31 protein-coding genes are annotated in these 25685 nt (G+C 64.8%); 22 read left to right on the top strand and 9 right to left on the bottom strand.

The features are described from left to right. Positions 1-72 precede the first annotated feature (72 nt). From ABE493_RS14625 to ABE493_RS14635, 3 genes are read right to left on the bottom strand one after another with little or no spacing between them, the layout of a single operon-like run. A complete protein-coding gene (locus ABE493_RS14625) occupies positions 73-381 on the bottom strand; it encodes an EF-hand domain-containing protein (RefSeq protein WP_346499640.1) in 309 nt (102 codons plus the stop codon). Next, on the bottom strand, positions 378-1652 hold the full coding sequence (murA, locus tag ABE493_RS14630; RefSeq protein ID WP_057628887.1) for a UDP-N-acetylglucosamine 1-carboxyvinyltransferase: 1275 nt from the start codon (positions 1650-1652) through the stop codon (positions 378-380). Before murA ends, ABE493_RS14625 begins: the two co-directional genes overlap by 4 nt. A 39-nt stretch (positions 1653-1691) precedes the next feature. After that, complete coding sequence (locus ABE493_RS14635) at positions 1692-1922, bottom strand: BolA family protein (RefSeq protein WP_296251001.1); 231 nt, start codon at positions 1920-1922, stop codon at positions 1692-1694. 52 nt (positions 1923-1974) lie between these two features. Here ABE493_RS14635 and ABE493_RS14640 point away from each other — a divergent pair, with 52 nt between their 5' ends. From ABE493_RS14640 to ABE493_RS14710, 15 genes are all read left to right on the top strand, one after another. Further along, a complete protein-coding gene (locus ABE493_RS14640) occupies positions 1975-2976 on the top strand; it encodes a KpsF/GutQ family sugar-phosphate isomerase (RefSeq protein ID WP_346499641.1) in 1002 nt (333 codons plus the stop codon). A 62-nt stretch (positions 2977-3038) separates the two neighbouring features. Next, positions 3039-3584, top strand: a complete 546-nt coding sequence (locus ABE493_RS14645) for a KdsC family phosphatase (protein WP_346499642.1) — start codon at positions 3039-3041, stop codon at positions 3582-3584. Beyond that, the gene (gene lptC / locus ABE493_RS14650; RefSeq protein ID WP_346499643.1) at positions 3584-4150 is read left to right on the top strand and encodes an LPS export ABC transporter periplasmic protein LptC; all 567 of its coding nucleotides are present in this window, start codon (positions 3584-3586) and stop codon (positions 4148-4150) included. The genes ABE493_RS14645 and lptC overlap by 1 nt, the downstream gene beginning before the upstream one ends. Next, the gene (gene lptA, locus ABE493_RS14655) at positions 4128-4658 is read left to right on the top strand and encodes a lipopolysaccharide transport periplasmic protein LptA (protein WP_346499644.1); all 531 of its coding nucleotides are present in this window, start codon (positions 4128-4130) and stop codon (positions 4656-4658) included. Before lptC ends, lptA begins: the two co-directional genes overlap by 23 nt. Beyond that, positions 4658-5377 (top strand): LPS export ABC transporter ATP-binding protein, encoded by a 720-nt coding sequence (lptB, locus tag ABE493_RS14660; protein WP_346499645.1) that lies wholly within the window; start codon positions 4658-4660, stop codon positions 5375-5377. The genes lptA and lptB overlap by 1 nt, the downstream gene beginning before the upstream one ends. Positions 5378-5418: 41 nt before the next feature. Continuing rightward, complete coding sequence (locus tag ABE493_RS14665; RefSeq protein WP_346499646.1) at positions 5419-6852, top strand: RNA polymerase factor sigma-54; 1434 nt, start codon at positions 5419-5421, stop codon at positions 6850-6852. A gap of 59 nt (positions 6853-6911) precedes the next feature. Beyond that, entirely contained in the window at positions 6912-7226 is a 315-nt protein-coding gene (hpf, locus tag ABE493_RS14670) for a ribosome hibernation-promoting factor, HPF/YfiA family (protein WP_282267862.1), read from the top strand. A gap of 25 nt (positions 7227-7251) precedes the next feature. Continuing rightward, positions 7252-7704: a PTS sugar transporter subunit IIA gene (locus ABE493_RS14675; RefSeq protein WP_346499647.1), complete on the top strand. Its 453-nt coding sequence runs from the start codon at positions 7252-7254 to the stop codon at positions 7702-7704. After that, the gene (gene hprK / locus ABE493_RS14680; RefSeq protein WP_346499648.1) at positions 7701-8651 is read left to right on the top strand and encodes an HPr(Ser) kinase/phosphatase; all 951 of its coding nucleotides are present in this window, start codon (positions 7701-7703) and stop codon (positions 8649-8651) included. The genes ABE493_RS14675 and hprK overlap by 4 nt, the downstream gene beginning before the upstream one ends. After that, positions 8648-9526 (top strand): RNase adapter RapZ, encoded by an 879-nt coding sequence (gene rapZ, locus ABE493_RS14685; RefSeq protein WP_346499649.1) that lies wholly within the window; start codon positions 8648-8650, stop codon positions 9524-9526. Before hprK ends, rapZ begins: the two co-directional genes overlap by 4 nt. 98 nt (positions 9527-9624) lie before the next feature. Next, a complete protein-coding gene (locus ABE493_RS14690) occupies positions 9625-10017 on the top strand; it encodes a PTS sugar transporter subunit IIA (RefSeq protein WP_057628899.1) in 393 nt (130 codons plus the stop codon). Further along, entirely contained in the window at positions 10010-10279 is a 270-nt protein-coding gene (locus ABE493_RS14695; protein ID WP_057628900.1) for an HPr family phosphocarrier protein, read from the top strand. Before ABE493_RS14690 ends, ABE493_RS14695 begins: the two co-directional genes overlap by 8 nt. A 49-nt stretch (positions 10280-10328) precedes the next feature. Next, a complete protein-coding gene (gene ptsP / locus ABE493_RS14700) occupies positions 10329-12047 on the top strand; it encodes a phosphoenolpyruvate--protein phosphotransferase (protein ID WP_346499650.1) in 1719 nt (572 codons plus the stop codon). A gap of 131 nt (positions 12048-12178) precedes the next feature. Beyond that, positions 12179-13540, top strand: a complete 1362-nt coding sequence (gene mgtE / locus ABE493_RS14705; RefSeq protein ID WP_346499651.1) for a magnesium transporter — start codon at positions 12179-12181, stop codon at positions 13538-13540. 122 nt (positions 13541-13662) lie between these two features. Further along, positions 13663-13926 carry a hypothetical protein gene (locus tag ABE493_RS14710; protein ID WP_346499652.1) on the top strand — a complete coding sequence of 88 codons (264 nt, stop codon included), beginning with the start codon at positions 13663-13665 and terminating at the stop codon, positions 13924-13926. Between the two features lie 196 nt (positions 13927-14122). On the opposite strand, the gene ABE493_RS14715 is transcribed toward ABE493_RS14710, so the two are convergent. From ABE493_RS14715 to ABE493_RS14725, 3 genes are read right to left on the bottom strand one after another with little or no spacing between them, the layout of a single operon-like run. Next, positions 14123-15073, bottom strand: a complete 951-nt coding sequence (locus ABE493_RS14715) for an aspartate carbamoyltransferase catalytic subunit (protein WP_346499653.1) — start codon at positions 15071-15073, stop codon at positions 14123-14125. Positions 15074-15090: 17 nt separating this feature from the next. Further along, positions 15091-15558, bottom strand: a complete 468-nt coding sequence (gene ruvX, locus ABE493_RS14720) for a Holliday junction resolvase RuvX (protein ID WP_346499654.1) — start codon at positions 15556-15558, stop codon at positions 15091-15093. Next, a complete protein-coding gene (locus tag ABE493_RS14725; RefSeq protein WP_346499655.1) occupies positions 15551-16117 on the bottom strand; it encodes a YqgE/AlgH family protein in 567 nt (188 codons plus the stop codon). Before ABE493_RS14725 ends, ruvX begins: the two co-directional genes overlap by 8 nt. A 77-nt stretch (positions 16118-16194) precedes the next feature. On the opposite strand from ABE493_RS14725, the gene ABE493_RS14730 reads away from it, so the two are divergent. Then, the gene (locus ABE493_RS14730; protein WP_346499656.1) at positions 16195-16731 is read left to right on the top strand and encodes a DNA-3-methyladenine glycosylase I; all 537 of its coding nucleotides are present in this window, start codon (positions 16195-16197) and stop codon (positions 16729-16731) included. A 270-nt stretch (positions 16732-17001) separates the two neighbouring features. Here ABE493_RS14730 and ABE493_RS14735 read toward each other — a convergent pair whose 3' ends face one another. Both ABE493_RS14735 and ABE493_RS14740 read right to left on the bottom strand, forming a co-directional pair. Further along, a complete protein-coding gene (locus tag ABE493_RS14735; protein ID WP_346499657.1) occupies positions 17002-18132 on the bottom strand; it encodes a PilT/PilU family type 4a pilus ATPase in 1131 nt (376 codons plus the stop codon). A 121-nt stretch (positions 18133-18253) separates the two neighbouring features. Beyond that, complete coding sequence (locus ABE493_RS14740; RefSeq protein WP_057628910.1) at positions 18254-19291, bottom strand: type IV pilus twitching motility protein PilT; 1038 nt, start codon at positions 19289-19291, stop codon at positions 18254-18256. Between the two features lie 95 nt (positions 19292-19386). On the opposite strand from ABE493_RS14740, the gene ABE493_RS14745 reads away from it, so the two are divergent. The 5 genes from ABE493_RS14745 to ABE493_RS14765 all read left to right on the top strand — a co-directional run bounded on the left by ABE493_RS14745 (position 19387) and on the right by ABE493_RS14765 (position 23690). After that, positions 19387-20049, top strand: a complete 663-nt coding sequence (locus ABE493_RS14745) for a YggS family pyridoxal phosphate-dependent enzyme (protein ID WP_346499658.1) — start codon at positions 19387-19389, stop codon at positions 20047-20049. A gap of 19 nt (positions 20050-20068) precedes the next feature. Then, positions 20069-20929 (top strand): pyrroline-5-carboxylate reductase, encoded by an 861-nt coding sequence (proC, locus tag ABE493_RS14750; protein ID WP_346499659.1) that lies wholly within the window; start codon positions 20069-20071, stop codon positions 20927-20929. 228 nt (positions 20930-21157) lie between these two features. Then, positions 21158-21535: a DUF4426 domain-containing protein gene (locus tag ABE493_RS14755; protein WP_346499660.1), complete on the top strand. Its 378-nt coding sequence runs from the start codon at positions 21158-21160 to the stop codon at positions 21533-21535. Positions 21536-21800: 265 nt separating this feature from the next. Next, positions 21801-23201, top strand: coding sequence for an ATP-binding cassette domain-containing protein (locus tag ABE493_RS14760; RefSeq protein WP_346499661.1), 1401 nt, complete (start codon positions 21801-21803; stop codon positions 23199-23201). A gap of 81 nt (positions 23202-23282) precedes the next feature. Continuing rightward, positions 23283-23690, top strand: a complete 408-nt coding sequence (locus ABE493_RS14765) for a hypothetical protein (RefSeq protein ID WP_346499662.1) — start codon at positions 23283-23285, stop codon at positions 23688-23690. A 77-nt stretch (positions 23691-23767) separates the two neighbouring features. On the opposite strand, the gene soxR is transcribed toward ABE493_RS14765, so the two are convergent. Then, positions 23768-24202: a redox-sensitive transcriptional activator SoxR gene (gene soxR / locus ABE493_RS14770; RefSeq protein WP_346499663.1), complete on the bottom strand. Its 435-nt coding sequence runs from the start codon at positions 24200-24202 to the stop codon at positions 23768-23770. A gap of 74 nt (positions 24203-24276) precedes the next feature. Here soxR and ABE493_RS14775 point away from each other — a divergent pair, with 74 nt between their 5' ends. Further along, positions 24277-25641 carry an MFS transporter gene (locus tag ABE493_RS14775; RefSeq protein ID WP_346499664.1) on the top strand — a complete coding sequence of 455 codons (1365 nt, stop codon included), beginning with the start codon at positions 24277-24279 and terminating at the stop codon, positions 25639-25641. Positions 25642-25685: the final 44 nt, after the last annotated feature.

Consider the following 25685-nt stretch of genomic DNA (forward strand, 5'->3'; position numbering starts at 1 on the left):
GCCATGCTCGGCAACGGGCTCTACCGGCAACGCCCCTGCCGAGCATGGCTCGGCACTACAGTGGCGCTGCGATTATTCCGCTGCCGGCTTCTTGAAAACCGTGCGGCAATCGCGGCGGAATTCTTCGCCCGTGCTGCGCCAGATGAAACTGCGGCACTGGCGATCACCCTCTTCACTGTCCTTCAACTGCACCGCATAGAACGCCTGCAGGAACTCGTCACGACTGACTTGGCCATCGCCATTCCAGTCCATCTGTTCCTTTTCAACGCCCTTGGTGATGGCCACGCCGCTGTACCAGCCCCAGCCCAACCAGGCCAGGGCCAGCAGCACCAGGCCCAGCAGGGCCTTGCGACGCGGGGTGAAACGGCCCTTGAGGATCACGCGATCCGCCGCACGTTGGCACCGAGCCCACTGAGCTTTTCCTCAATGTTTTCGTAGCCACGATCAAGGTGGTAGATGCGGTCGATGCTGGTCTCGTCAGCCGCCACCAGGCCGGCCAGGATCAAGCAGGCCGATGCGCGCAGGTCGGTCGCCATCACCGGTGCACCGCTGAGCTTTTCAACGCCACGGATAATCGCGGTATGGCCTTCGATCTGGATGTCCGCACCCAGCCGCAGCAGCTCGTTGACGTGCATGAAGCGGTTCTCAAAGATGGTTTCCTTGATCACGCCCACACCATCGGCCACGCAGTTCATGGCCATGAACTGTGCCTGCATGTCGGTCGGGAATGCCGGGTGCGGCGCGGTGGTGATGTTCACCGCCTTGGGCCGCTTGCCGTGCATGTCCAGGGTGATGCTGTCCTCGGTGGTGCTGATTTCAGCGCCGGCTTCGGTCAGTTTGTGCAGCACTGCGTCCATCGTGTCCGGGCGCGCATTGCGCACCGTGACGCGACCGCCGCTCATCGCCGCCGCCACCAGGAACGTGCCGGTTTCGATGCGATCCGGCAGCACCGCGTGACGGCCACCGTGCAGGCGCTCGACGCCTTCGATGACCAGACGTGCACTGCCGACGCCTTCGATCTTCGCACCCAGGGCAATCAGGCAATGCGCCAGATCGGCTACTTCCGGCTCCATCGCGGCGTTTTCCAGCACCGTGGTGCCGTCAGCCAGCACAGCGGCCATCAGCACGTTTTCAGTGCCGGTGACGCTGACCATGTCGAAGGTATAGCGGCCGCCCTTCAGGCGCCCATCGACGTGGGCCTTGATGAAGCCGTTCTCGACACTGATTTCCGCACCCAGCGCCTGCAGGCCCTTGATGTGCTGGTCAACCGGACGCGAACCGATGGCGCAACCACCCGGCAGCGACACTTCGGCCTTGCCGAACTTGGCCAGCAACGGGCCCAGCACCAGGATCGAGGCGCGCATGGTCTTGACCAGCTCATACGGTGCGACATGCTGATCAACGGTACGCGGGTCGACCACCACCGCGCTGCCGCGCGACAGCGTGCCCTGGTCGATGGTGACCTTGGCGCCCAGCTCGCCGAGCAGCTTCACGGTGGTGATCACGTCGTGCAGATGCGGCACGTTGGTGATTTCCACCGGCGCATCGGCCAGCAAGGTTGCGCACAGGATCGGCAGGACGGCGTTCTTGGCGCCGGAGATATGAACCTCACCGTTCAGCGCATTGCCGCCGGTGACTACGATTTTCGCCATGGATTTAAGGCCGGTATAAGGAAAAGAGAGTGCGCCGGCTCAGCCGGCTTCACCCGGAGTAATGGTTTTCAGCGCCAAGGCGTGGATTGCCCCGCCCATCAGGTCGCCCAGCGTCGCATACACCATGCGGTGGCGCGCCAACGGCATCTTGCCGGCAAATGCCTCACAGACCACCGTGGCCTCGAAGTGCACCCCGTCGTCGCCCTGCACGTCGGCGCGGGCGCCCGGCAGGCCGGCTTCGATCAGATTTCGGATGGTCTCGGCGTCCAAAGCGCTTTCCTAATAAAATGAACCCCCATTCTACTATCCGAGTGGCATCCGTATGGCTGCTTCCCCGCTTTCCCTGGATACATTGCGCGACGCCGATCTGGTGGCCAGTGGTCACCGTGTGTTCGAGATCGAGCGCGACGAGCTGGACCGGGTGGGTGGCCGCATCGGCGCCGAATTCGCCGCCGCCTGCCGCCTGGTACTGGCCTCGCGCGGCCGCGTGGTCACCACCGGCATGGGCAAATCCGGGCATATCGCGCGCAAGATCGCCGCTACCCTGGCCTCCACCGGCACGCCATCGTTCTATGTGCACCCGGGCGAAGCCGGGCATGGCGATCTGGGCATGATCACCGAAGATGACGTGGTATTGGCGCTGTCCTATTCCGGTGAATCGGACGAGGTGCTGACCCTGCTGCCGGTGTTCAAGCGCCAGGGCAACCCGCTGATTTCCATGACCGGCCGGCCGCAATCGAGCCTGGCAATGGCCGCCGACGTGCATCTGGACGTGAACGTGGACCATGAAGCCTGCCCCTTGGCACTGGCCCCAACCTCCAGCACCACCGCCTCCTTGGCGATGGGCGACGCGCTGGCCGTGGCTCTGCTGGATGCACGCGGCTTCACCGCCGATGATTTTGCCCGCTCGCACCCGGCCGGCAGCCTGGGCCGGCGCCTGCTGCTGCACATCACCGATGTGATGCATTCCGGCGAAGAACTGCCCAGCGTCAGCGACGATGCCAGCCTCAGCGCGGCCTTGATGGAAATGAGCCGCAAGCGGCTGGGCATGACCGCCGTGGTCGACGCCCAGGGCAAGCTGGTGGGCCTGTTCACCGATGGCGATCTGCGCCGCGCCTTGGACACCGATCTGGACGTACGCACCGCCAGCATTGCCCAGGTGATGACCCGCAACCCGCGTACCATCGGCGCCGATCAGCTGGCCGCCGAGGCCGCGCGCCTGCTGGAAACCCACAAGATCAATGGTTTGATCGTGGTCGACGGCGACAACCACCCCGTCGGCGCCCTGAACATTCATGACCTGTTGCGGGCAAAAGTGGTTTAAACCCCGCACAATCAATGGTCTCGGGCCACGGCCCGACCTGCCGCAACGGATACTGCCTACCAATGCCCTACTCGCCGCTCGCGCTTTTCCCCGCCAATCTGCACGCCACTGCCAGCGCCATCCGCCTGGCCTGCTTCGACGTGGATGGCACCCTGACCGACGGCCGGCTGTTCTATGACCACGCCGGCAACGAGAGCAAGGCTTACTACGTGCAGGACGGGCTGGGCCTGAAACTGCTGCAGCAGCATGGCATCCACCCGGTACTGATCACCGCCCGCAACAGCTTGTCGGCGCAGCGCCGCGGCGCGGACCTGGGCATCGATACGCAGATTGCAGTGGGCGACAAGCTGGCCAGCGTGCGCGCCCTGTGCGAGCAGCATGGCATCGGCTTGGACCAGGTCGCCTTCATGGGCGATGACCTGCCCGACCTGGCACCGCTGTGTGCGGTTGGCCTGGCGGTGGCACCGGCCGATGCGCACCCGTGGATCGCCGAGCGCGTGCATTGGCAGACCCGTGCCCAGGGCGGCCGTGGTGCAGCGCGCGAGCTTTGTGACGTATTGCTGGCCGCGCAGGGCAAACTGGACGCGGTTCTGGCGAGGTTTTCCTGATGAGTTGGCGTTCGATTCTTGGTCTCGGCCTGCTGCTGGCGGCACTGCTCAGTGGCTGGTCGGCATGGCGCAACCGCGCCTCCACCGTGCCCACCACGGTGGAGGAAGGCAGTACCGACTTCACCCTGACCAACTTCGAGATCGTCACCCTGGACAAGGAAGGCCACGAATCGGTCACCCTGCGCGCACCGTCAATGGCGCGCAGCCGTGCCGACCAGACCTCGACCATCGACAAGCCCTTGTTCCTGTTACCCGATGCGGCCGGACAGCATTGGGAACTGCGCGCCGATACCGGCTGGGTCAGCCCCAAGGGCGAAGAACTACGCCTGCGCGGCAATGTCGCCGGCGACAGCCCGAAGGACGGCAAGACCCCGCCCACCACCTTCCGTACCGACGCCCTGGATGTGTTGACCGAGCAGGATCTGGCGCGTACGGATGGGCTGGTGACGCTTACCCGCCCGGGCCTGTCGCAGACCGGTGTCGGTTTCCGTGCCAACCTCAAATCCCAGCAGTATTCTCTCCTTTCCCAGGTCAAAACCCGCTATGAACCCAGTGCTGCCCGCTAAGCTCGCGTCGATCACCCTGCTCGCCGTGCTGCTCGCGCCTGCCATGGCGTGGGCCAAATCTTCCGATCGCAATCAAGCGATGACCATCGACTCGACCAACAGTGACTGCAACATGGTCGGCGACAACGGCAAATGCCGTTTCAGCGGCAACGTGGTGATCACCCAGGGCACCCTGGAAATCCATGCCGATACCGCCGATGTCATCCAGAAAAATGGTGAAACCGAGCGCGTCGTGCTGGTCGGCAAGCAGGCGACGCTGAAGCAGCAGATGGATGACAACACCTGGATGAATGCCCGCGCAGACAACCTGGATTACAACGTTGCCACTGAAGTCATCGTACTCACCGGCAACTACAAGGTTGAATCCGAGCGTGGCACCAATGCCGGCCAGCGCATGGTCTACAACACCCGCAGCGGCGCAATGCAGAGCGGTGGCGATGGCACCCGCGTGCGCACCGTGATCCAGCCCAAGACCAAGGCGCCGGCAGCGGCGGGAGAGGCCAAGTAATGCTCGTTGCCCAAGGCCTGCGCAAACGCTACAAGAACCGCGAAGTCGTCAAGGACTTCGGGCTGACCCTGGATGCCGGCGAAGTCGTCGGCGTGCTCGGCCCCAACGGTGCCGGCAAGACCACCTGCTTCTACATGATCGTCGGCCTGGTTGCCGCCGATGCCGGCAGCATCATGCTCGACGGCAAGGACCTCACCAACGAGCCGATGTACGAGCGCGCCAAGCTCGGCGTGGGTTACCTGCCGCAGGAACCGTCGGTGTTCCGCAAGCTCAGCGTGGCCGACAACATCCGTCTGGTGCTGGAACTGCGCGAAGACCTGGACAACGCCAGCCGCGAACGCGAACTGTCCTCGCTGCTGGAAGAACTGCAGATCAGCCACGTTGCCGACCAGGCCGGCGCAAGCCTGTCCGGTGGTGAACGCCGCCGCTGCGAAATCGCCCGTGCACTGGCGGCAAAACCGCGCCTGATCCTGCTCGACGAACCGTTTGCCGGCGTCGACCCGATCTCGGTTGGCGAGATCCAGCGCATCGTGACCCACCTCAAGCAACGCGGCATCGGTGTCTTGATCACCGACCATAATGTGCGCGAAACCTTGGGAATCTGCGACCGGGCGTATATCCTCGCTGAGGGCAGCGTACTGGCGCAGGGGGCACCGGAAGATCTGCTGGCAAATACCGACGTACGCCGTGTTTATCTCGGGGACGCTTTCACCCTCTGAGCCGCAGCGCCACGTCGGGCCCCTTCCCGGACGGATCAGGCATGAAAGCTCGGCTGCAGACATCGATGGGACAAAGCCTGGTCATGACGCCGCAGTTGCGTCAGGCCATCCGCTTGCTGCAGATGTCCAGTACCGAGCTGGAGCTGGAACTGACCGAAGCGGTGGAAACCAATCCACTGCTGGAATGGGCAGAGAACACCGACGGCGGTGATGGCGACGACAGCTCGTCCAGCAGTTCCAGCGACGAAACCCCGATAGATCCCGCGCAAGGCGACATCAACGCCGACGGCGAAGACTGGGATGGCGGCGACGAAGACTGGAGCAGCGCGCGCTCGGGCTCGTTCGACGACGATGACGGCAACAGTGAGCGCGAGCAGGCCGAAGATGGCGACACCCTCGCCGATCACCTGTTGTGGCAGCTGCACCTGACCCACCTGGGCAGCTGCGACCGCGCCATCGGCGTGGCCCTGATTGATGCACTGGACGAAGACGGCTATCTGCGCGAGCCCTTGTCAGCCATCGCCCAGACCCTGCTGCCCGAGATCCATGCCGACGAAGACGAGATCGTGGCGGTACTGCGCCAGATCCAGCGCTTCGATCCGGCCGGCGTTGGCGCCCGCAACCTGGGCGAATGCCTTGCGCTGCAGCTGGACACGCTACCCGCCGACACGCCCGCGCTGGCACTGGCCCGGCGCATTGCCGACGGCCCGCTGGAGCGGCTTCCGCGCGCCGGCATCAACGGTATCGCCCAGGAACTCAAACAGTCCGTAGCCGACGTGGAAGAAGCGGTGCAGCTGCTGCGCTCGCTTGATCCCCGCCCCGGCAAACAACTGGGGCAGATGAGCTCAGACACCTATGTCGTGCCCGACTGCGTGGTCTGGCGCCAACGCGGCATCTGGCGCTGCGCACTGGCCGGGCACGCCGGGCCACGGGTCGTCATCAACCAAAGCTACGAACAACTGATCCGCCGCTGCGGCGATGCCGATGCCAGCTACCTGCGCGCACAGCTGCAGGAAGCGCGTTGGCTGCTGAAGAGCCTGCAGGCCCGTGGCGAAACCCTGCTGCGGGTAGTCAGCAGTCTGCTGCATCACCAGGCCGGCTTTCTGGAATTCGGCGAACAGGCCCTGCGTCCGCTAACGCTGCGTGAAATCGCTGGCGAACTGGAACTGCACGAATCCACCATTTCGCGCGCCATCGCCCGCAAATACGTGCGTACCCCGCGCGGCACCCTGCCGCTGCGTGCGTTCTTTGCCTCCGGCATCGATACCGAAGGCGGTGGTGAGGCCTCCAGCACTGCCATCCAGTCGATGATCCGCAATCTGATCGATGCGGAAAACCCGCGCAAACCGCTTTCTGACGCCAAGCTGGCTGAAATGCTCAAAACCAGTGGCATACCGGTAGCGCGGCGCACCGTTGCGAAGTATCGTGAGGCCATGAACATCTGTGCCTCTCACGAACGCGTCCGCATCGCCTGAAGCATTCGTTGAGCAGCGCAGGGTTCATCTAGGCAACCCCGAACCACAGGAGGAATCCGATGCGTATCGAGACGTATGGCCAGCAAGTTGAAGTCACGCCTGCCCTGAAGGAATACGTGGAAACAAAGCTGGAACGGCTGGGTCGGCACTTCGACCAGCACTGCGAAGTCCGCGTCCAGTTGTCCACCCGCAAGCCTGACTACCTCGTCGTTGCCACGGTGAATCTACCCGGGCGCACCCTGCACGCTGATGCTGCCGAACCTACCATGTACGCAGCCATCGACGTACTGGCCGACAAGCTCGACCGGCTGGTCATAAAGCACAAGGAAAAGCATCTTCCCCACGCATCACATGCTCTGCGCGACAATGGCTGATCTTTATACCCAGCCGTAAGCCAACATGCCGTTGACCGACCTGATGGCGGCCGTGAGTACCCAGGTACTCGCGGTCGCTGATCGAGACAGCACCCTGATTGCTGCCTCCCGCCTGCTTGCCTGCCGCGAGGCCGGCGCTGACAGCCTCTTCCTCAGCCTGCGCGAGCGTGAAAACGTTGGCAGCACGGCCATTGGCCACGGCATCGCCATCCCACATGGGCGCTCGGAGACCTTGCAGGCCCCCCGCGGCGCACTGCTGCGGCTGCAGGAGCCAGTGGATTTCGGCGGCGATGAACCGGTGGATCTGGTCTTCGCGATGGCGGTACCTGCGCATTACACCCACCAACACCTGATGCTGCTGTCGGAGCTGGCGGAGATCTTCTCCGACGCCGACATCCGCCAGGCGCTGCGCGTTGCCCCGGACGCACAGGCCCTCAAACACATCATCACCCACCCGGAACAGGCGCGCAGCGGATGAATACCAGCATCACCGCCCAGGAACTGTTCGACCAGCAGCGCGAAAAGCTCGATCTGCGCTGGGTCGCCGGCCATGCCGGCGCGCAACGTGAACTGGAGGCGGGCAACACCGTCTCGCGGCGGCCCTCACTAGCCGGCTACCTCAACACCATCTATCCCAACAAAGTGCAGATCCTCGGCACCGAGGAGCTGACCTGGCTCGATTCGCTGGATGCGCGGCAGCGCTGGGAAGTGATCGAACGCATCATCCAGGCGCGGCCGCTGGCGCTGGTCATCACCAAAAGCCATGGCTGCCCGGAAGACCTGCGCTCGGCCGCCGACGAATCGCAGACCCCGTTGTGGGTCTCGCCGCGACGCGGCCACGAGCTGCTCAACCACCTCAGCTACCACCTGGCCCGCACGCTGGCGCCGCGGGTCATCCTGCACGGCGTATTCATGGAGATCTACTCCATCGGCGTGCTGATCACCGGCGAAGCCGGTTCCGGCAAGAGCGAGCTGGCACTGGAGCTGCTGTCGCGCGGCCACCGGCTGGTCGCCGATGACGCCCCCGAGTTCACCCAGATCGCCCCGGACGTGCTCGACGGCACCTGCCCGGAGCTGCTGCAGGACCTGCTGGAAGTCCGCGGCCTGGGCGTGCTGAATGTGCGGCAGATGTTTGGTGATACGTCTGTAAAGAAGAACAAGTACCTTCGCCTGATCGTGCACCTGACCAAGCCCATGACCGAACCCAGCAGCTACGGCTATGAACGCCTGACCGGCGATTCGGGCAAGCGTCATGTGCTGGACCTGGACGTGCCGCTGATCACCCTGCCGGTGATGCCCGGGCGCAATCTGGCAGTGCTCACCGAGGCGGCCACCCGTCTGCACATCCTGCGCACCAAGGGCATCGACCCGGCGGCGATGTTCATCGCCCGCCATAGCAACCTGCTGGAGCAACGTAGTCAATGAGTACACAGCCTGCATCGGTACTGATCATCGTCAGCGGCTTGTCCGGCTCGGGCAAATCGGTCGCGTTGAAGACCTTTGAAGACCTGGACTACTACTGCTCGGACAACATCCCGGTAAGCCTGCTGCCCGAGTTCGTGCGCGGCGTGCTTGGCGAACGCGACGAAAACAGCCCCAGACGGCTGGTTGTCGGCATCGATGTACGCGGCCGCAGCGACCTCAGCCAATTGAGCACCTGGCGCAAGACCGCGCTTGATTACGGCATCGACGCGCGCCTGCTGTTCTTCGAAGCCGACGATGACACCTTGCTGGCCCGTTACGCCGATACCCGCCGCCGCCACCCGCTCAGCCATCTGGGCCTGTCGTTACCCGAAGCCATCACCCGCGAACGCGAGTTGACCGCGCCACTGCGCCGCGAAGCCGATGCAGTCATCGACACCACGCGTCTCAACGTCCACCAGCTGCGGCGCCGGGTCATCACCGATTTCGCGCTCAGCCACGAGAACAAGCTGTCGCTGCTGTTCGAATCCTTCGCCTACAAGCGCGGCGTGCCGGCCGAGGCGGATTTCGTCTTCGACGCGCGGGTATTGCCCAATCCGCATTGGGACCCCGAACTGCGCTCGCTGACCGGCCGCGACCGCGAGGTGCGCGAGTACCTGGACGCTCAACCCGACGTGATTCGTTACGTCACCCAGCTGCAGGATCTGCTCGATACCTGGCTGCCCAAGCTGGGCAGCGAAACCCGCAGCTATGTCACCGTCGCCTTCGGCTGCACCGGCGGCAAACATCGCTCGGTCTACCTGGCCGAACGGCTGGCCCGGCATGCCCGCGAGCGCGGTTGGCAGGACGTGGCCACCTTCCACCGCGAGCAGGATTGAAAGCCAATACAGGCGATCGGCAGGCCTGCGCTGAATGGCACACAGAAGACAGTTTTAGACGCTATCGCGGACTTGGCCTGACCTGTTAACGTTCAGGGATGACCTGCGGCATTCTCCTTGTAACTCACACCGGTATCGGCACTTCCTTGCTGGAAGTGGCGACCACCCTGTTGCGGCACCTGCCGCTGAAAACCGAAGCGTTCGAAGTGCCTTTCGACGCCGACCTGGATGCCCTGCTGCCCGCCGCTTCGGCGGCGATGCGCCGGGTTGAAGGCGATGGTGGCGTGTTGATATTGACCGATCTGTACGGCGCCAGCCCCAGCAATCTTGCCGGCCAGCTGGCCCGCCTGGGTACTCCCACGCGGCGTGTATCGGGTTTGAGTCTGGCGATGTTGCTGCGGGTAATGAACTATCCGGAACAGGGATTGGACCAACTGCCCGCCACTGCGGCGGCGGGCGCTCGCAATGGAGTCATCACCGACGATGCTTGAACAAGAACTCATGGTTTCCAACCGGCTGGGCCTGCATGCCCGTGCCACCGCCAAGCTGGTGCAGGTACTGTCCGGCTTCCGCGCCAATGCAACGCTGGTGGCCAAGGGCCGCGAGGTCAACGCCAAAAGCATCATGGGCGTGATGTTGCTGGCCGCCGCCCAGGGCACACCGGTCACGGTGCGGGTCGACGGCGAGGACGAAGCCGCAGCACTGGAGGCGGTAGCCGCCCTGTTCGAGCGTCGTTTCGACGAGGACAACTGATGCGCAACGCCGCGCACGCGGGGGCAGCCAACGTACGGAGCCGGCAGCGGTGAACCGTCTACTGGGCCTGCCCGCTTCCCGTGGCTCGGCGCTGGGCCGTGCCCGTGTGCGCCTGCCACACGTGCAGGATATCGGCGAAAAACGCGTCGCCGCCAACGCGGTGGAACACGAACTCGAACGCCTGCACCGCGCCACCGATGCGGCGCGCCAGGAAATGCGCGAGCTGCGTACCCGCCTGCAGGGCGCCCTGCCCGCGGAAGTGGGCGAGTTCCTCGAGCTGCACGCCATGCTGCTCGACGACCCCGAGCTGCTGGCCGCACTGGATGAGCTGGTGCGCAGCAAGCGCTACAGCGCCAGCCACGCCCTGCGTACCCAGCGCGACCGGCTAGCGCAGGTTTTCGAAGGCATGGAAGACGCCTACCTGAAAAGCCGGATGGACGATCTGGACCATGTGATCGGCCGCATCCAGTCCTTCCTGCATAAACGCACCACCACCATGAAAGGCCTGGCCGGCGAAATCCTGGTCTGCGAGAACGTCGCGCCCTCGGAACTGGCGCAGCTGCAGTCGCAGGGCGTGGTCGGCATCGTCAGCAGCGCCGGCAGCGTGCTTTCGCACAGCGCCATCCTCGCCCGCAGCCTGCATATGCCGCTGGTGGTGGCCGCCAACGCGGTGCTGCAGAAAGTCAGCGATGGCGACGTACTGATCCTGGACGGCGGCAGTGGCGAGATCGTGGTCGATCCCGGCCCCGACGACCTGCGCCAATACCGCCTGCGCCAACGCGAACTGGCGCGCGAGCAACGTGAACTCGGCCGCCTGCGGGCCAAGCCTACCCGCACCCTAGATGGCGCCGAGATCACCCTGCTGGCCAACGCCGAGTCCCATGACGACGTTGCCCAGGCGCATGCACTGGGCGCCCGTGGGCTGGGCCTGTACCGCACCGAATTCCTGTTCATGCAGCGCAACCAGCTGCCTGACGAAGAAGAACAGTTCCACGTCTACCGCGACACCGTGCTGGGCATGAGCGGGCGCCCGGTCACCATCCGTACCCTGGACCTGGGCGCGGACAAGGCCGATCGCACCGGGCTGGTACTGAGCAGCGAGGAAAACCCTGCGCTGGGCCTGCGCGGCGTGCGCCTGTCGCTGGCCCGGCCCAAGGTGTCCGATACCCAGTTGCGCGCCATCCTGCGCGCCTCCGGCTATGGTCCGCTGCGCATCCTGATCCCGATGCTGACTACCCGCGAGGAAATCATGAGCGTGCGCCGGCGGCTGTCGCGGCTGGCTGCGATCCTGCGCAATGACGGCCATGAAGTGGCCGAGAACATTCCCGTCGGGGCGATGATCGAAGTACCGGCGGCAGCCATTGCACTGGAAACCTTCATCGACCAGGTCGACTTCCTGTCGATCGGCACCAATGATCTGGTCCAGTACCTGCTGGCCGCCGACCGCAACAACGACGCGGTGGCCGAGCTGTATTCGCCGCTGCATCCAGCAGTGCTGTGGCTGTTGCGGCAGGTGATCGAAACCGCACAGCGGCACGACACACCGGTGGCGGTATGCGGTGAAATGGCCGGTGACGCGCGCATGACAGCCTTGCTGCTAGCCTTGGGGCTGACCGAGTTCAGTCTGCACCCGGCCACCTTGCTGGAAGTCCGTCGCGCCATCCGCGAGGTGGACCTTGGCGCGCTGCGCCAGCAGGCGCCGCAGTTGTTGGCTGCACGCGACCGCCGTGGTATCGAACGCTGGATCACCACCAACGCCGGCAGTTGAGTCCGGCAACAAAATCCGGCAGCGCCGGTTATATGCAAGCCCGCGCGCCGCACGTGATAATGGCGGGCTAAACACCGCCGATGGCGCTCACCCGCCACGGACTGCGGCCATCACCATACCGGGAGCTGCGCATGGCTGAAGCCGTACGCCACGACAAGACCGCACGCCAGCTGCGCCTGCTTTCCGATGCATTGGACAGCGGCCGCCTGGGGCCGGTGCGCCGCCTGGTCAACACGCTCTCGCCGGCCGAGATCGGCAACCTGCTGGAGTCGTTGCCGCCGGGCAAGCGTGAAGTGGTGTGGGGGCTGGTGGATGCCGAGGACGACGGCGAGGTGCTGGTGCACGTCGGCGAAGACGTGCGCGAAAGCCTGCTGGCGGACATGGACGCGGACGAGATCATCGCCGCGGTCGAAGACCTGGACATCGACGATCTTGCCGATCTGGTCGAGGACCTGCCCGACACCGTCATCGACGAAGTGCTCAAGTCGATGGACCGCGAGAACCGCGAGCGGCTGGAGCAGGTGCTGTCCTACCCGGAAGACACCGCCGGCCGCTTGATGAACCCGGATGTGGTCACCGTGCGCGCCGACGTCAATGTCGATGTGGTGCTGCGCTATCTGCGCCTGCGCGGCGAACTGCCCGACCACACCGATCACCTGTTCGTGGTCAGCCGCCGTCACCAGTACCTGGGCCGTCTGTCGCTGGCCTCGCTGGTCACCCATGAAGACACCACCCCGATCAACCGCCTGATCGACGACGAACAGCCGGCCATCGACGTGGGCGAAAGCGCCGACGAAGTGGCCCGCCAGTTCTCCGATCATGACTGGGTCTCGGCACCGGTGGTGGATGACAACAACATCCTGATCGGCCGCATCACCATCGATGACGTGGTCGACATCATCCGTGGCCAGGCCGAACACCAGGCCCTGGGCGCGGCCGGCCTGGACGAGGACGAGGACCTGTTCAGCCCGGTCTGGCGCGCCATGCGGCGGCGCCTGATGTGGCTGTCGGTCAATCTGTGCACGGCCTTCCTCGCCTCCAGCGTGGTTGGCCACTTCGAAGGCACCATCGACAAGCTGGTGGCGCTGGCGGTGCTGATGCCGATCGTCGCCGGTCTTGGCGGCAACGCCGGCACCCAGGTGCTGGCGCTGATGATCCGCGGCCTGGCACTGGGCCAGGTGGGTGCCTCCAATGCCCGCACCCTGCTGTGGAAGGAGCTGCGCGTAGCCCTGCTCAACGGCATCGTGCTGGGCACGGTGCTGGGCCTGATCGTGCTGGCCTGGTTCCATATGCCGGGGCTGTCGCTGGTGATCGGCGTCGCGCTGACCTTCAACCTGTTGTTTGCCGCATCGGCTGGCGTACTGGTGCCATTGACGCTGAAGCGGCTGGGTTTCGACCCGGCCCTGGCCAGCGGCATCTTCCTGACCGCCGTGACCGACTCGATGGGCTTTTTCACCTTCCTCGGCCTGGCCACACTGGTGCTGCTGCACTGATTGCGGCCGCTACAACCGCAGCCCGGTAAGCGTCAGCGCAGCCGGGGCTTTACGCGAAGAACTCCCGGGTGCGCTCACGCTTACCCGGGCTACACTTCCCCGCTCTTGTTTCAGGCCCTGCCATGACCATCACCGTCAACGATTACTACCAGTCCGGCTGGCGCGAGGACGTGCACAACTGCCCCGCCTGCGAATGGAAGGGCAACTCCCGGCAGATGGAAATGGAACTGCACGATGAGCAGACCGAATACGCCTGCCCCGAATGCGAGTACCCGCTGCTGGTCGTACAACACCCCGACCTTGCCCAGATGCAGGCCGCAGCCGCCGCCGGCAATGAAGAAGCCCAGCAGCAGCTGGCCATTCTGGCAATGGCACCGCGCGGCTAACCGCACGTCACAGGCGAACAGCATCCGCCCGGTAGTGCCGAGCCATGCTCGGCAGGGGCTCCACCAGCAATACCGACCGTCATGTAGGAGCGGCGTAAGCCGCGAAGCTGGCACTCTTGGAAAGGCCCAACAGCCAACCCCTCCCCAGCCCTCCCCTACGCCTTCGGCGCAAGAGAGGGAGACAGGCAACGTCAACTCAACCCAACAGGGTTTCCAGCACGGCCATGCGTACGGCAACGCCGTTGGCAACCTGGCGCAATACCCAGGACTGTGGGCCATCGGCCACTTCGTCGGTCACTTCCACGCCGCGGTTTATCGGGCCCGGGTGCAGCACCGCTGCGTCCTTGGCCGCACGCTGCAGGCGCTCGCCATTGAGGCCGTACTGGGCGTGGTACTGCTCCAACGAAGGCACCAGCCCTTCTTCCATGCGCTCGCGCTGCAGACGCAGCATCATCAGCGCATCAACACCTTCCAGCATCGCGTCGAAATCCTGCCCGACCACGCAGCCCTTCAGGGTTTCATCGTCCGGCAGCAGCGATTGCGGGCCGCATACGCGGATCTCGCCCACGCCCAGCGTGCGCATCGCCTGCAGATCGGTACGGGCCACACGCGAGTGCTTCACGTCGCCCACGATCACCACTTTGAGCTTGGAAAAATCGCTGCCCTTGGCCTGACGCAGGGTCAGCATGTCGAGCAGGCCCTGGGTGGGATGGGCGCTGCGGCCATCGCCGGCATTGATCAGCGCGGTGCCCTCGCCAGCGGCGCCGGCCAGTTCCGCCACGGCACCATCGTCCGGGTGGCGCACGATGAAACCACGCACGCCCATCGCCTCAAGGTTCTTCAGCGTGTCGCAGGCGGTTTCGCCCTTGCGCGCGGAGGAGGTGGATGCATCGAAATTCAGTACATCGGCGCCCAGCCGCTGCGCCGCCAGCTGGAACGAGCTGCGGGTGCGGGTGGAAGGTTCGAAGAACAGCGTGCATACCGCCGTGCCCGCCAGCACCGCGCGCTTGTTGTTGATGCGGCCAACGGCGGCATCGCGGATCTGACCGGCGCGGTCGAGCAGTTGCAGCAGGGTTTCGCGGGGCAACCCATCCAGGGTCAGCAGGTGGCGCAGGCGTCCTTGGGCATCAAGTTGCGAAGCGGTCATGGCGGGGTCTTCGACAGTCAGGAAATAGGGGTGGCTTCGTGTGGCGCGGACAACCAGCGCTCGATGATGACGGCGGCAGCCACGGCATCGAGATTGGCGGCATCGCGGCGGCGCTTGCGGCCTTCGGCACGCTCCACGGCAAAGCGCTGCGCGGCCTCGACCGAGCTGGAACGCTCATCCACCAGCAATACCGGCACCTTGTAGCGCTGCTGCAGCTGCCTGGCAAAGGCATGCGCGCGCTTTCGGTTGGGCTGGTCGTCGCCTTCCAGGGTGAGCGGATCGCCGACGATCATGCCCTGCGGCCGCCATTCCTTGTGCAGGCGATCCAGCGCAGCCCAGTCCGGGCCATTGGCATGTACATCGATCACAGCAAGGGCGCGTGCGCCCACGCCCAGCGAACTGCCGATGGCAACGCCGATGCGGCGTGAGCCAACGTCGAAGCCGAGTACCGTGCTGCTGGTGGAAAGTGCGCTGGGCTCAGGCACGGCCGCTGTACCCGGTGACCAGGAACAGATCCACACCAATCCGCGAGCCGGCAAGCTGCCAGCGCTCGTCCAAAGGGGTTTCGAACAATACGGCGGCATCGGCCGGCACGGTCAGCCAGCTGTTGTCGGCCAGTTCCTGTTCCAGCTGCCCCTGGCTCCAGCCGGCACAGCCGAGAGTGACCAGCGCATTGCGAGGGCCTTCGCCACGGGCCATGGCTTCGAGAATGTCGCGGGAGGTGGTCAGGTACAGGCCGTCGGCCACTTTCAGGCTGGAATCCCATGCGCGGGCATCGTCATGGATGACGAAACCGCGCTCGGTGTTGACCGGGCCGCCATTGAGCACCGGCACGGCGCGCAGGTCGCCATCGTCGGTATCGATTTCCATCTGCGCGAACACGTCGCCCAAGGTGAAATCGGAAGCCTGGTTGACGACGACGCCCATCGCGCCGTTGTCATCGTGCTGGCAGATCAACGCCACGCTACGGGCGAACAGTGGGTCGACCAGCGATGGCAGCGCCACCAGCAGGTGATTGGATAGAGGTGGCGACAACGCAGACATGTGCGCATTCTACCGGCTGCGGCCGCCGGACGCTTCGTAGCGGTGATAATCCGGGTTCCCTTAACGCGGAGATGCCCATGAGCTACTACTGTGATATCGCCCCGGGCCACCCCGTGCATGGGCCCTACCACGAGAACGAGTATGGCTTCCCGCAGCGGGACGAACACGAGCTCTTCGAGCGCCTGCTGCTGGAGATCAACCAGGCCGGTTTGAGCTGGGAAACCATCCTGCGCAAGCGCGAAGGTTTCCGCACTGCGTACAGCGGGTTTGACGTGGATGCGGTGGCCGCCTACGGCGACGCCGATATCGCCCGCCTGATGGCCGACGCCAGCATCATCCGCAACCGTCTCAAGGTGCTGGCCGCGATCCATAACGCGCAGGTGATCCAGGGCCTGCGTGCGTCGCACGGTGGCTTTGCTCAATGGCTGGATGCGCACCATCCGCTGACCAAGGCGGAGTGGGTGAAGTTGTTCAAGAAGACCTTTCGTTTCACCGGTGGCGAGATCACCGGCGAATTCCTGATGAGCCTGGGATACCTGCCGGGCGCGCACCGGGAGGACTGCCCGGTGATGGTGCGGATTGCGGCGATTGGGCCGGCCTGGATGGGGCGTTAGGGGTCTTGTAGTTTGAGGTTTGAGGCGGGGCGAGAGCTGGAGCAACGGCAACTGCACCCCTCCCCGGCCCTCCCCTTCGCTGCGCGAAAGGGAGGGGGGAAGAGCGGCGCCGGCTTTGGCTTTGGCTCTGCTCTGGCCCCTCCCTTTCGCATGGCGAAGGGGAGGGTTCGGGAGGGGTGCCGTTGATCTTGATCTTGATCTCCCCCGCAACCCCAACAAAAAAGCCGCCCCCAAAGGGAGCGGCTCTTCAAACCGGCACGTCCGCCAGAATCAGCGAACCTCGGCAATCTCCACGCCGTCCAGGCCCTGCGACAAGGTCTTGGCGTCGCCGCCCTGCGACAGCTTGATGCGCAGGCGCACTTCGTTCTGCGAATCGGCGTAACGCAAGGCGTCGTCGTAGCTGATCTCGCCGGCCTGGTACAGCTCGAACAGGCTCTGGTCGAAGGTCTTCATGCCCAGCTGCACCGAGTCCTTCATCACTTCCTTGAGCTTGTGCACTTCGCCGTCGCGGATGTAGTCCTGCACCAGCGGTGTGCCCAGCAGGATTTCCATCGCCACACGGCGGCTCTTGCCGTCCGGGCTGGGCACCAGCTGCTGTGCGACCACGCCCTTCAGGTTCAACGACAAGTCCATCAGCAACTGGTTGCGGCGGTCTTCCGGGAAGAAGTTGATGATGCGGTCCATCGCCTGGTTGGCGTTGTTGGCGTGCAGCGTTGCCAGCACCAGGTGGCCGGTTTCGGCGAACGCGACGGCATGGTCCATGCCTTCGCGGGTACGGATTTCGCCGATCATGATCACGTCCGGCGCCTGCCGCAGGGTGTTCTTCAGCGCCGCTTCCCAGCTGTCGGTATCGATCCCCACTTCACGCTGGGTGATGATGCAGCCTTCATGCTTGTGCACGAATTCGATCGGGTCTTCGATGGTGATGATGTGGCCGGTGGAGTTCTGGTTGCGGTAGCCGATCATCGCCGCCAGCGAGGTCGACTTACCGGTACCGGTGGCACCGACAAACAGGATGATGCCGCGCTTGGTCATGGCCAGCGTCTTGATCACCGGCGGCAGGCTCAGCTCTTCGACGGTGGGAATGCGCGTCTCGATACGACGCAGCACCATGCCCACCTGGTTGCGCTGGTAGAAGCAGCTCACACGGAAGCGGCCCACGCCGGACACGCCGATGGCGAAGTTGCATTCGTGGGTTTTTTCGAACTCTTCGCGCTGCGCCGGCGTCATCACGTTGAGCACCATGTCGCGGCTCTGCTGCGCCGTCAGCGGTGTCTGGGTGATCGGCGACAGCTTGCCGTTGACCTTCATCGACGGCGGCATGCCGGCGGTGATGAAAAGATCCGACGCCTTCTGGTGCGCCATCAGCTTGAGGAACGAGGTGAAGTCGATAGTACTCATGGGAAGTTCCCTGTAGGAGCCGGGATCCGGGGCTCAGGAACGGGGCTTGCGCTCCGTTCCTGCCGATATCCCGCCTTGGCCAATATCCAATCTCGAATAAGCTGTGCCGGCATGGCCGGCATTACTCGAACAGACGCTTGTCCTTGGCGTATTCCTTGGCCTGGTTGCGCGTGATCAGGCTGCGCTTGACCAGATCCTGCAGATTCTGATCCAGGGTCTGCATGCCCACCTGCTGGCCGGTCTGGATGGCCGAGTACATCTGCGCCACCTTGTCTTCGCGGATCAGGTTACGGATGGCCGGCGTGGCCACCATGATTTCATGCGAGGCAATACGGCCGCCGCCCACGCGCTTGAGCAGCGCCTGCGAGATGACCGCGCGCAGCGACTCGGACAGCATCGAGCGCACCATCGGCTTTTCACCGGCCGGGAACACGTCGACGATACGGTCGATGGTCTTGGCGGCCGAGCTGGTGTGCAGCGTGCCGAACACCAAGTGGCCGGTTTCGGCCGCGGTCAGTGCCAGGCGGATGGTTTCCAGGTCACGCAATTCGCCGACCAGGATGATGTCCGGGTCTTCACGCAATGCCGAACGCAATGCTTCGTTGAAGCCGTGCGTATCGCGGTGCACTTCGCGCTGGTTGATCAGGCACTTCTGCGAGGTGTGCACGAATTCGATCGGGTCCTCGACGGTGAGGATGTGACCGTATTCGTTCTTGTTGATGTGGTCGATCATCGCCGCCAGCGTGGTCGACTTGCCCGAACCGGTCGGGCCGGTGACCAGGATCAGACCCTGCGGCTGCTCGATCAGCTCACGGAAGATCGGCGGGCACGCCAGGTCTTCCAGCGTCAGCACTTCCGAGGGAATGGTACGGAACACCGCACCGGCGCCGCGGTTCTGGTTGAACGCATTGACACGGAAGCGCGCCAGCGAGGGAATCTCGAACGAGAAATCGACCTCGAGGAACTCTTCGTAGTCACGACGCTGCTTGTCCGACATGATGTCGTACACCAGCGCATGCACTTGTTTGTGGTCCAGCGCCGGGATATTGATGCGGCGGACGTCACCGTCCACGCGGATCATCGGCGGCAGGCCGGCGGAAAGGTGTAAGTCCGAGGCCTTGTTCTTGACCGAGAACGCCAATAGTTCAGCGATATCCATACGCGCTCTGTCCCCTGCGTTGCGAGTATCTGTAAGGTGTTTCCCCTGGCGGGCAGTATAGCCTTCCCACGTAAGAGGTTGATGCTTTGCAAACCGTGTCTTTGGCCACCCTCCGGCAGCAGATCGAGGCGGCTTCCGGCCCCTCCCACCCGGTCCGCCTGCTGGCCGTTTCCAAGCTGCAGCCGGCCACCGCGGTGGCCACCCTTGCCGGGCAAGGACAGCGCGCCTTCGGTGAAAACTATGTGCAGGAAGCTGCGGCCAAGATCGGCGAACTGGCCGCATTGGGGCTTCAATGGCATCTGATCGGCCACCTGCAGTCCAACAAGGCCGAACTGGCCGCACAGGTCTTCGACTGGGTGCAGACGGTGGACCGGGCCAAGCTGGTCGGCGCCCTGGCCCGCCACCGCCCGGCCGCTTTGCCCCCCCTCAACGTGCTGATCCAGGTCAACATCGATGACGAGGACAGCAAGCACGGCTGTTCCCCCGGGCAGATTGCCGGGCTGGCCGGGGCCATCGCCAACGAGCCGCGGCTGTGCCTGCGCGGGCTGATGGCAATCCCCGCACCGTTCCCGGAAGCGAGCAAGCGCCAGGCCGCGTTCGCGCGGATGCAGGTGCTGTTTACCGGCCTGGCCGCGGACTACCCGCAGGTCGATACACTTTCGATGGGCATGAGCAGTGACTTCGCCGAGGCCATCGCCGCCGGCTCGACCATGGTCAGAGTCGGCACCGCGCTGTTCGGCCAGCGCCCTTCCCCTTGATCGCACCGAGATTGGATTGATGACCAGCAACCAGCACGCAGAGCTTCCCGACACCCAGCTCCCCGACACTGATGTCGCCTTCATCGGCGGCGGCAACATGGCCCGCAGCCTGATCGCCGGCCTGCTGCGGCGCGGCATGGCCGCCAGCCGCATCCATGTGGCCGAGCCGGTCGCTGCCCTGCGTGACGCGCTGGCGCAGGACTTCGGCGTGCATACCTACAACGCGGCCGAAGCCGCCGCCGGCCATGCCGGGCTGTGGCTGATGGCGGTCAAGCCGCAGGTGATGCGAACCGTCTGCGAGGCGCTGGCCAGCATTGCTGCCGCCAGGCAGCCGGTGGTCGCCTCGATCGCTGCCGGCATCACCGCCGCGCAGTTGGAGCGCTGGCTGGGCGGCAACCAGGCCATCGTCCGCGCCATGCCCAACACCCCTGCCCTGCTCGGTGCCGGCGTCACCGGCCTGTTTGCCAACCCTCGCGCGTCCGCCGCGCAGCGCGCGCAGACCGAGCAGGTACTGGCCAGCGCCGGCCGCACGGTGTGGATCGAAAGCGAAGCCCTGATGGATGCGGTGACCGCGGTCTCCGGCAGCGGCCCGGCCTATGTATTCCTGCTGGCCGAAGCGATGGAAGCAGCAGCACTGGAACAAGGTTTGCCAGCCGAGGCCGCACGCACGCTGGTGCTGGACACCGTACTAGGCGCCGCCCGCATGCTGACCGAAGCCGGCGAAGCGCCGGCCGAACTGCGCCGCCGCGTGACCTCCCCGGGCGGCACAACGCAGGCGGCCATCGAAACCTTCCAGGCCGGTGGCTTTGAAGCGCTGACAGCGAAAGCCATCGATGCGGCGGCCAAGCGTGGCAAGGAGCTATCTGCAGCGAACGATTGAGCAACAAGGATTCTTTCAATCGCACGTATCGCCAAGCCCCTCTCCCACAAAGGGAGAGGGGTTGGGGAGAGGGACAAGGCGCAGCCTTGCAGCTCTTTTGCACTTGGAACGCAGCCACCAACACAGCCCAAGGACACCAACACCATGCACCGGTTCGCCCTAATGCTGTCCTCCGCCCTCCTACTCACCCTCGCCGCCTGCTCCGCACAACAAGCACCGCAAGCGGCGGTGATCCAACAATCGCAGCCCAGCCACGCCGACCTCGGCAATCTGCGCGTGCACTACAACCTGCTACCAACGCTGGCGATGAATGACGCCGTGGCGCGCAGCTACCAGGTGCAGCGTGAAGCCAACCGCGCACTGCTGGTGATCGCACTACGACACCTTGCACAAGGCGAGGAGCTGCCGGCCGATGGCAAGGTGCAAGCGACCGCCACCGATCTTTCCGGCAAGCGTCAGCAGATTGACTTGCGTGCGGTACGTACCGGTCCTTATACCGATCTGATCGGCGTGCTCGATGCACATCCACGCGATCAGCTGCGCGTGGATCTGCAGGTCAGTGCAGACGCAGGTGCGGGAAACGTGCGTTTCGAGCGGAATTTCTGAATCACGCTGAAACAATAAGCATCGTCCTGTTTGTTGTTTCAACGCTGCATTTGCCTGCGGAAACACCCGCAATAAAGCGCGCATTTCCTTTCCCAATCAACTCGATATGACCGTGCAGTCAACCTCACATTGCAGCCTGCGGTGTTGCTGTGCTGTGTCCATGCACATCGCAAAGTCAAATTGACATGTAAGTGATGCAACCGATACTGGCGGCCTTTCCAATTCCGCGCCCGTCCCAGAAATGTGGCTTGCGTCGGACAAAGTGATGTCCTTGCCCGTCCACAACTCCTCCTCTCCGTTGCTGCAGCTGCAAGGCTGGGGCATGAGCCGTGGCCATCGCACGGTGCTGGCTTCCATCGATCTGAGCATCAACGGTCCCGGCATCGTGGTGCTGATGGGCCCAGGCGGTACCGGCAAGTCGTCATTGCTGCAGGCCCTGTCCGGCCACGTCGCCGCACACGGCGAGCGCTGGGGCACATTGCTGTTCCAGGGCGAGCCACTGGCTAACGCAACCCAGCCACCGGTGCTGGTGCAACAACACGCACGCGAGCTGGGTTTCAGCGTGCTGGAAAACCTCAGCGCTGCACTGCGTCCACACGCGGGCAACAAGCCACAGGCACTGCGCGAAGAAGTCGACGCACGGCTGCAGGCATTGGGAGCGACGGCAATTGCCGCGCGTCTGCAACAGCGGGTGATCGATCTGCCACGCGGGCTGGCCCGGCAAGTCGCCATCCTGCGCGCGGCCTTCAGTGGCAGCGCGCTGCTGTTGATCGATGAGCCGACCAGTGAACTGGAACCGGCCGACGCCGAAGCCGTGCTCAAACTGATCGAGCGTCTGGCTGCCGAGCACACCTGCGTGGTCAGCCTGCACCACCAAGGTCAGGCGCGTCGTCTCGCATCGCGGGTGATCCTGCTGGCAGGCGGCCGCGTGCAGGTCGATGCGCCGGTGGACGCCTTCTTTGCCAACAGCATGCAGCACCCGGTGCTGGCGCAGTTCCTGCGCACCGGCAGCTGCCACGTACCGGCGCCGGATGCGCGTGCCGAAGAACTGGCCGAAGGCGTCGTCGTCCCCGCGCCCAAGCCTGCAGCGCTCATTGCCAATAGCGCAGGCCTGCGCGCCATGCATGCGGCAGAAGCAGCTGCACCGCGCCCGCTGCCGGCACCGGTACGCCTGTCCACCACGCCGTCACGGCGCGGCCCCAACGGTTTCCATTGGCTGGTGCCGGGCAAGCTCGCCGGTTGCCCGATGCCCGGCGTTGTATTCGCCATCGAGCACGATCTGGCCCTGCTGCGCGGCATGGGCGTCACCGTGCTGGTCAACCTGACCGAGCGCGAGATGCCGGCCGAGCGGTTGGCGCCCTACGGCCTGCGCAGCTATCACCTGGGCATCGTCGACCGCGGCGCACCGCCGCTGCTATGGGCCAAGCTACTGCTGGCCAAGATCGAGGTGATGCTGCGCGAAGGCGAAGTGGTTGCCGTGCATTGCCTGGCCGGGCTTGGCCGCACCGGCCTGGTGCTGGCCGCCTGGTTGATCCGCGAAGGGTTGACCGCCGATGAGGCGCTGCGTCGCCTGCGCACCCTGGACCCGGGTTTCGTGCAGTCGCAGGAGCAGGAAGACCTGCTGCATGCGCTGGAAGAAAACCTGCTGATCCGCGCCTGCGATTGACCCCCTTGTGCTGATGCCGGGCCGCAACGCGGCCTGCGGGCATCGCTTTTCCTTTTCCTCCCCCTTCCGCAAGGATCCCCCATGTCCCTGGACAGCACCCTGCAACAATCCGTCGCCTCCATTCCCGAATGCGTGGCCGCCGGCTACGTCGACATCAGCTCCGGCATGCTGCTGTCGGTGCGCACCATTGATTCGCATCCGCGTGAAGTGCTGGACCTGGTGGCTGCCGCCACCGCCGATCTGTACCAAGGCCCGAACATCCGCAGCATCGAGCAGATGTTCCGCCGCGCACGCGGCCTGGAAGATCAGGAAGGCGCGCATTACTTCCAGGAAATCATCGTCAACAGTGAAAACCTGATCCACATCTTCATGCGCGGCAAGCGCTACCCGGATTACGTGATGGTCTTCGTCTGCCGCCGCACCGCCAACCTGGGCATGGCGCTGACCCGCTCGCGCATGGCCATGCCGCTGATCGAAGCAGAAATCTGATTCATCCGGGCCAGGCAAACTGGCCCCGACCGAAAACGCTGCTGGTGTGTCCGCCGGATGCCCAGCAGCTTGCCGGCCTAGCCCACCCGTTGTGGGCCTTCGCCTTGCTCACCGAGCACATCCTGCGGATTCAGCAGGCCGCAGCGCTTGAGTGACAGACAGCCGCAGCCGATGCAATCGCTGAGCTGGTCACGCATGAACTGCAGCACCTTGATGTGCGCATCCAGCTCCTTGCGCCAACGCGCGGACATCCTGGCCCACTCAGCCTTGCTCGGCGCACGCCCTTCCGGCAGTTCCGCCAGCCGCCGCGCCACCGCCTGCAAGGGCATGCCAACCCGCTGCGCAGCCTGGATCACCGCCAGGCGACGCAGCACGTCACTCTGGAAGCGACGCTGGTTGCCCGCCGTGCGCTGGCTCTGGATCAGCCCCTTGCGCTCGTAGAAGTGCAGCGCCGATATCGCAATTCCGCTGCGCTGGGCCACTTCCCCTACACTCAGTTCCCGCGTGGACATCAGTTGACCTCAACCATGGTTGAGGTGTGATGCTGCACGCCCCCCGACAGCAACTCAAGCAGCAAATCCGCATCATGAGTTCATCCAGCAGCACTACATCGGCAGATCAGGCCGCCACCTCGATCCTCGCCCCGCAGTACCGCGCCACCACCATCGGCATGGTCGCGTTGATCTCGCTGATCGCCTTCGAAGCCCTGGCCGTGGCTGCGGCAATGCCCAGCGTGGCACAGGCATTGGACGGCCTGCGCCTGTACGCATTGGCGTTTGGGGGTGCCCTGGCCACCAGCGTGATCGGCATGACGCTGGCCGGCCGCCTGTGCGACCAGCAAGGCCCGGCAAAACCCTTGTGGCTGGGAATGGGCAGCTTCCTGATCGGGCTGGTGCTGGCCGGCCTGGCGCCGCGCATGGACGTGCTGATCGTCGGCCGCCTGTTGCAGGGCATTGGCATCGGTGCCATCTCGGTATCGCTGTACGTGCTGGTGGCGCGCACCTACCCGGAGGTGTTGCGGCCCAAGGTATTTGCCGCATTCTCGGCCGGCTGGGTGGTGCCCTCGCTGATCGGCCCCGGCCTGAGCGGCTTGATCGTGCAGCATGCGAGTTGGCGTTGGGTCTTTCTCAGCGTGCCGGTGCTGGCCCTGCCTGCTGCCTGGCTGCTGTTGCCGGCGCTGCGCAGCACCCACAACAGCATCCGCCGCGACGTCGCGCAGGCGCCCGTGGTGCGCTGGGCAGTCGGTGCCGCGTTGGCCGCGCTGCTGCTGTACGTAGGCGGACAACTGCAGGGTGCGCCGGCATTGTTGGCAATGACAGCGGCCTTGCTGGCGCTGTTGTTCTGCAGCCGCAAGCTGCTGCCGCCCGGCACCTTGTTGTTGCGCCCCGGTTTGCCCAGCGTCATCGCGCTGCGCGGTATCGCCGCCTCGGCATTCTTCGGCTGTGAGGCCTTCCTGCCATTGCTGCTGCAGCGTGAGCGCGACCTGTCGCCGCTGTGGGCCGGTGCCGCACTCAGCCTGGGCGCACTGGGCTGGTTCTCCGGCTCGTGGCTGCAAGGCCATCAGCACTTCGGCTGGAGCCGCCTGCGCATGCTGCAGACCGGAACCTGGCTGATGTTGGCCGGCCTGCTGATCAGCGTGCTTACCCTCTACCCCAGCGTTCCGCTGGCAGTGGCCTTGGCGGGTTGGTCGCTGACCGGGCTGGGCATGGGTCTGATCTATCCCAGCCTGTCGGTGTTGACGCTGTCCTTGTCGGCGCCACACGAACAGGGCAGCAACAGTTCCGCCCTGCAGTTGAGCGAAGGTGTCGCAGTGGCCTCGACGCTGGCGATCTCCGGCTCGCTGTTCGCCGCGATGGTGGGCGGCAATGAAACCACCGGCTACCTGCTGTGCTTCGTGGTGACGCTGCTGTTGGCAGCGCTGGCAACCCAGGTCAGCCGCCGCATCGGCTGAGTGTGCGGGATCACGCCGTTGCGCGATCCCGCTCAATGGCACAC

This window comes from Stenotrophomonas terrae (genome assembly GCF_039674165.1).
Classification (GTDB): Bacteria; Pseudomonadota; Gammaproteobacteria; order Xanthomonadales; family Xanthomonadaceae; genus Stenotrophomonas; species Stenotrophomonas terrae_A.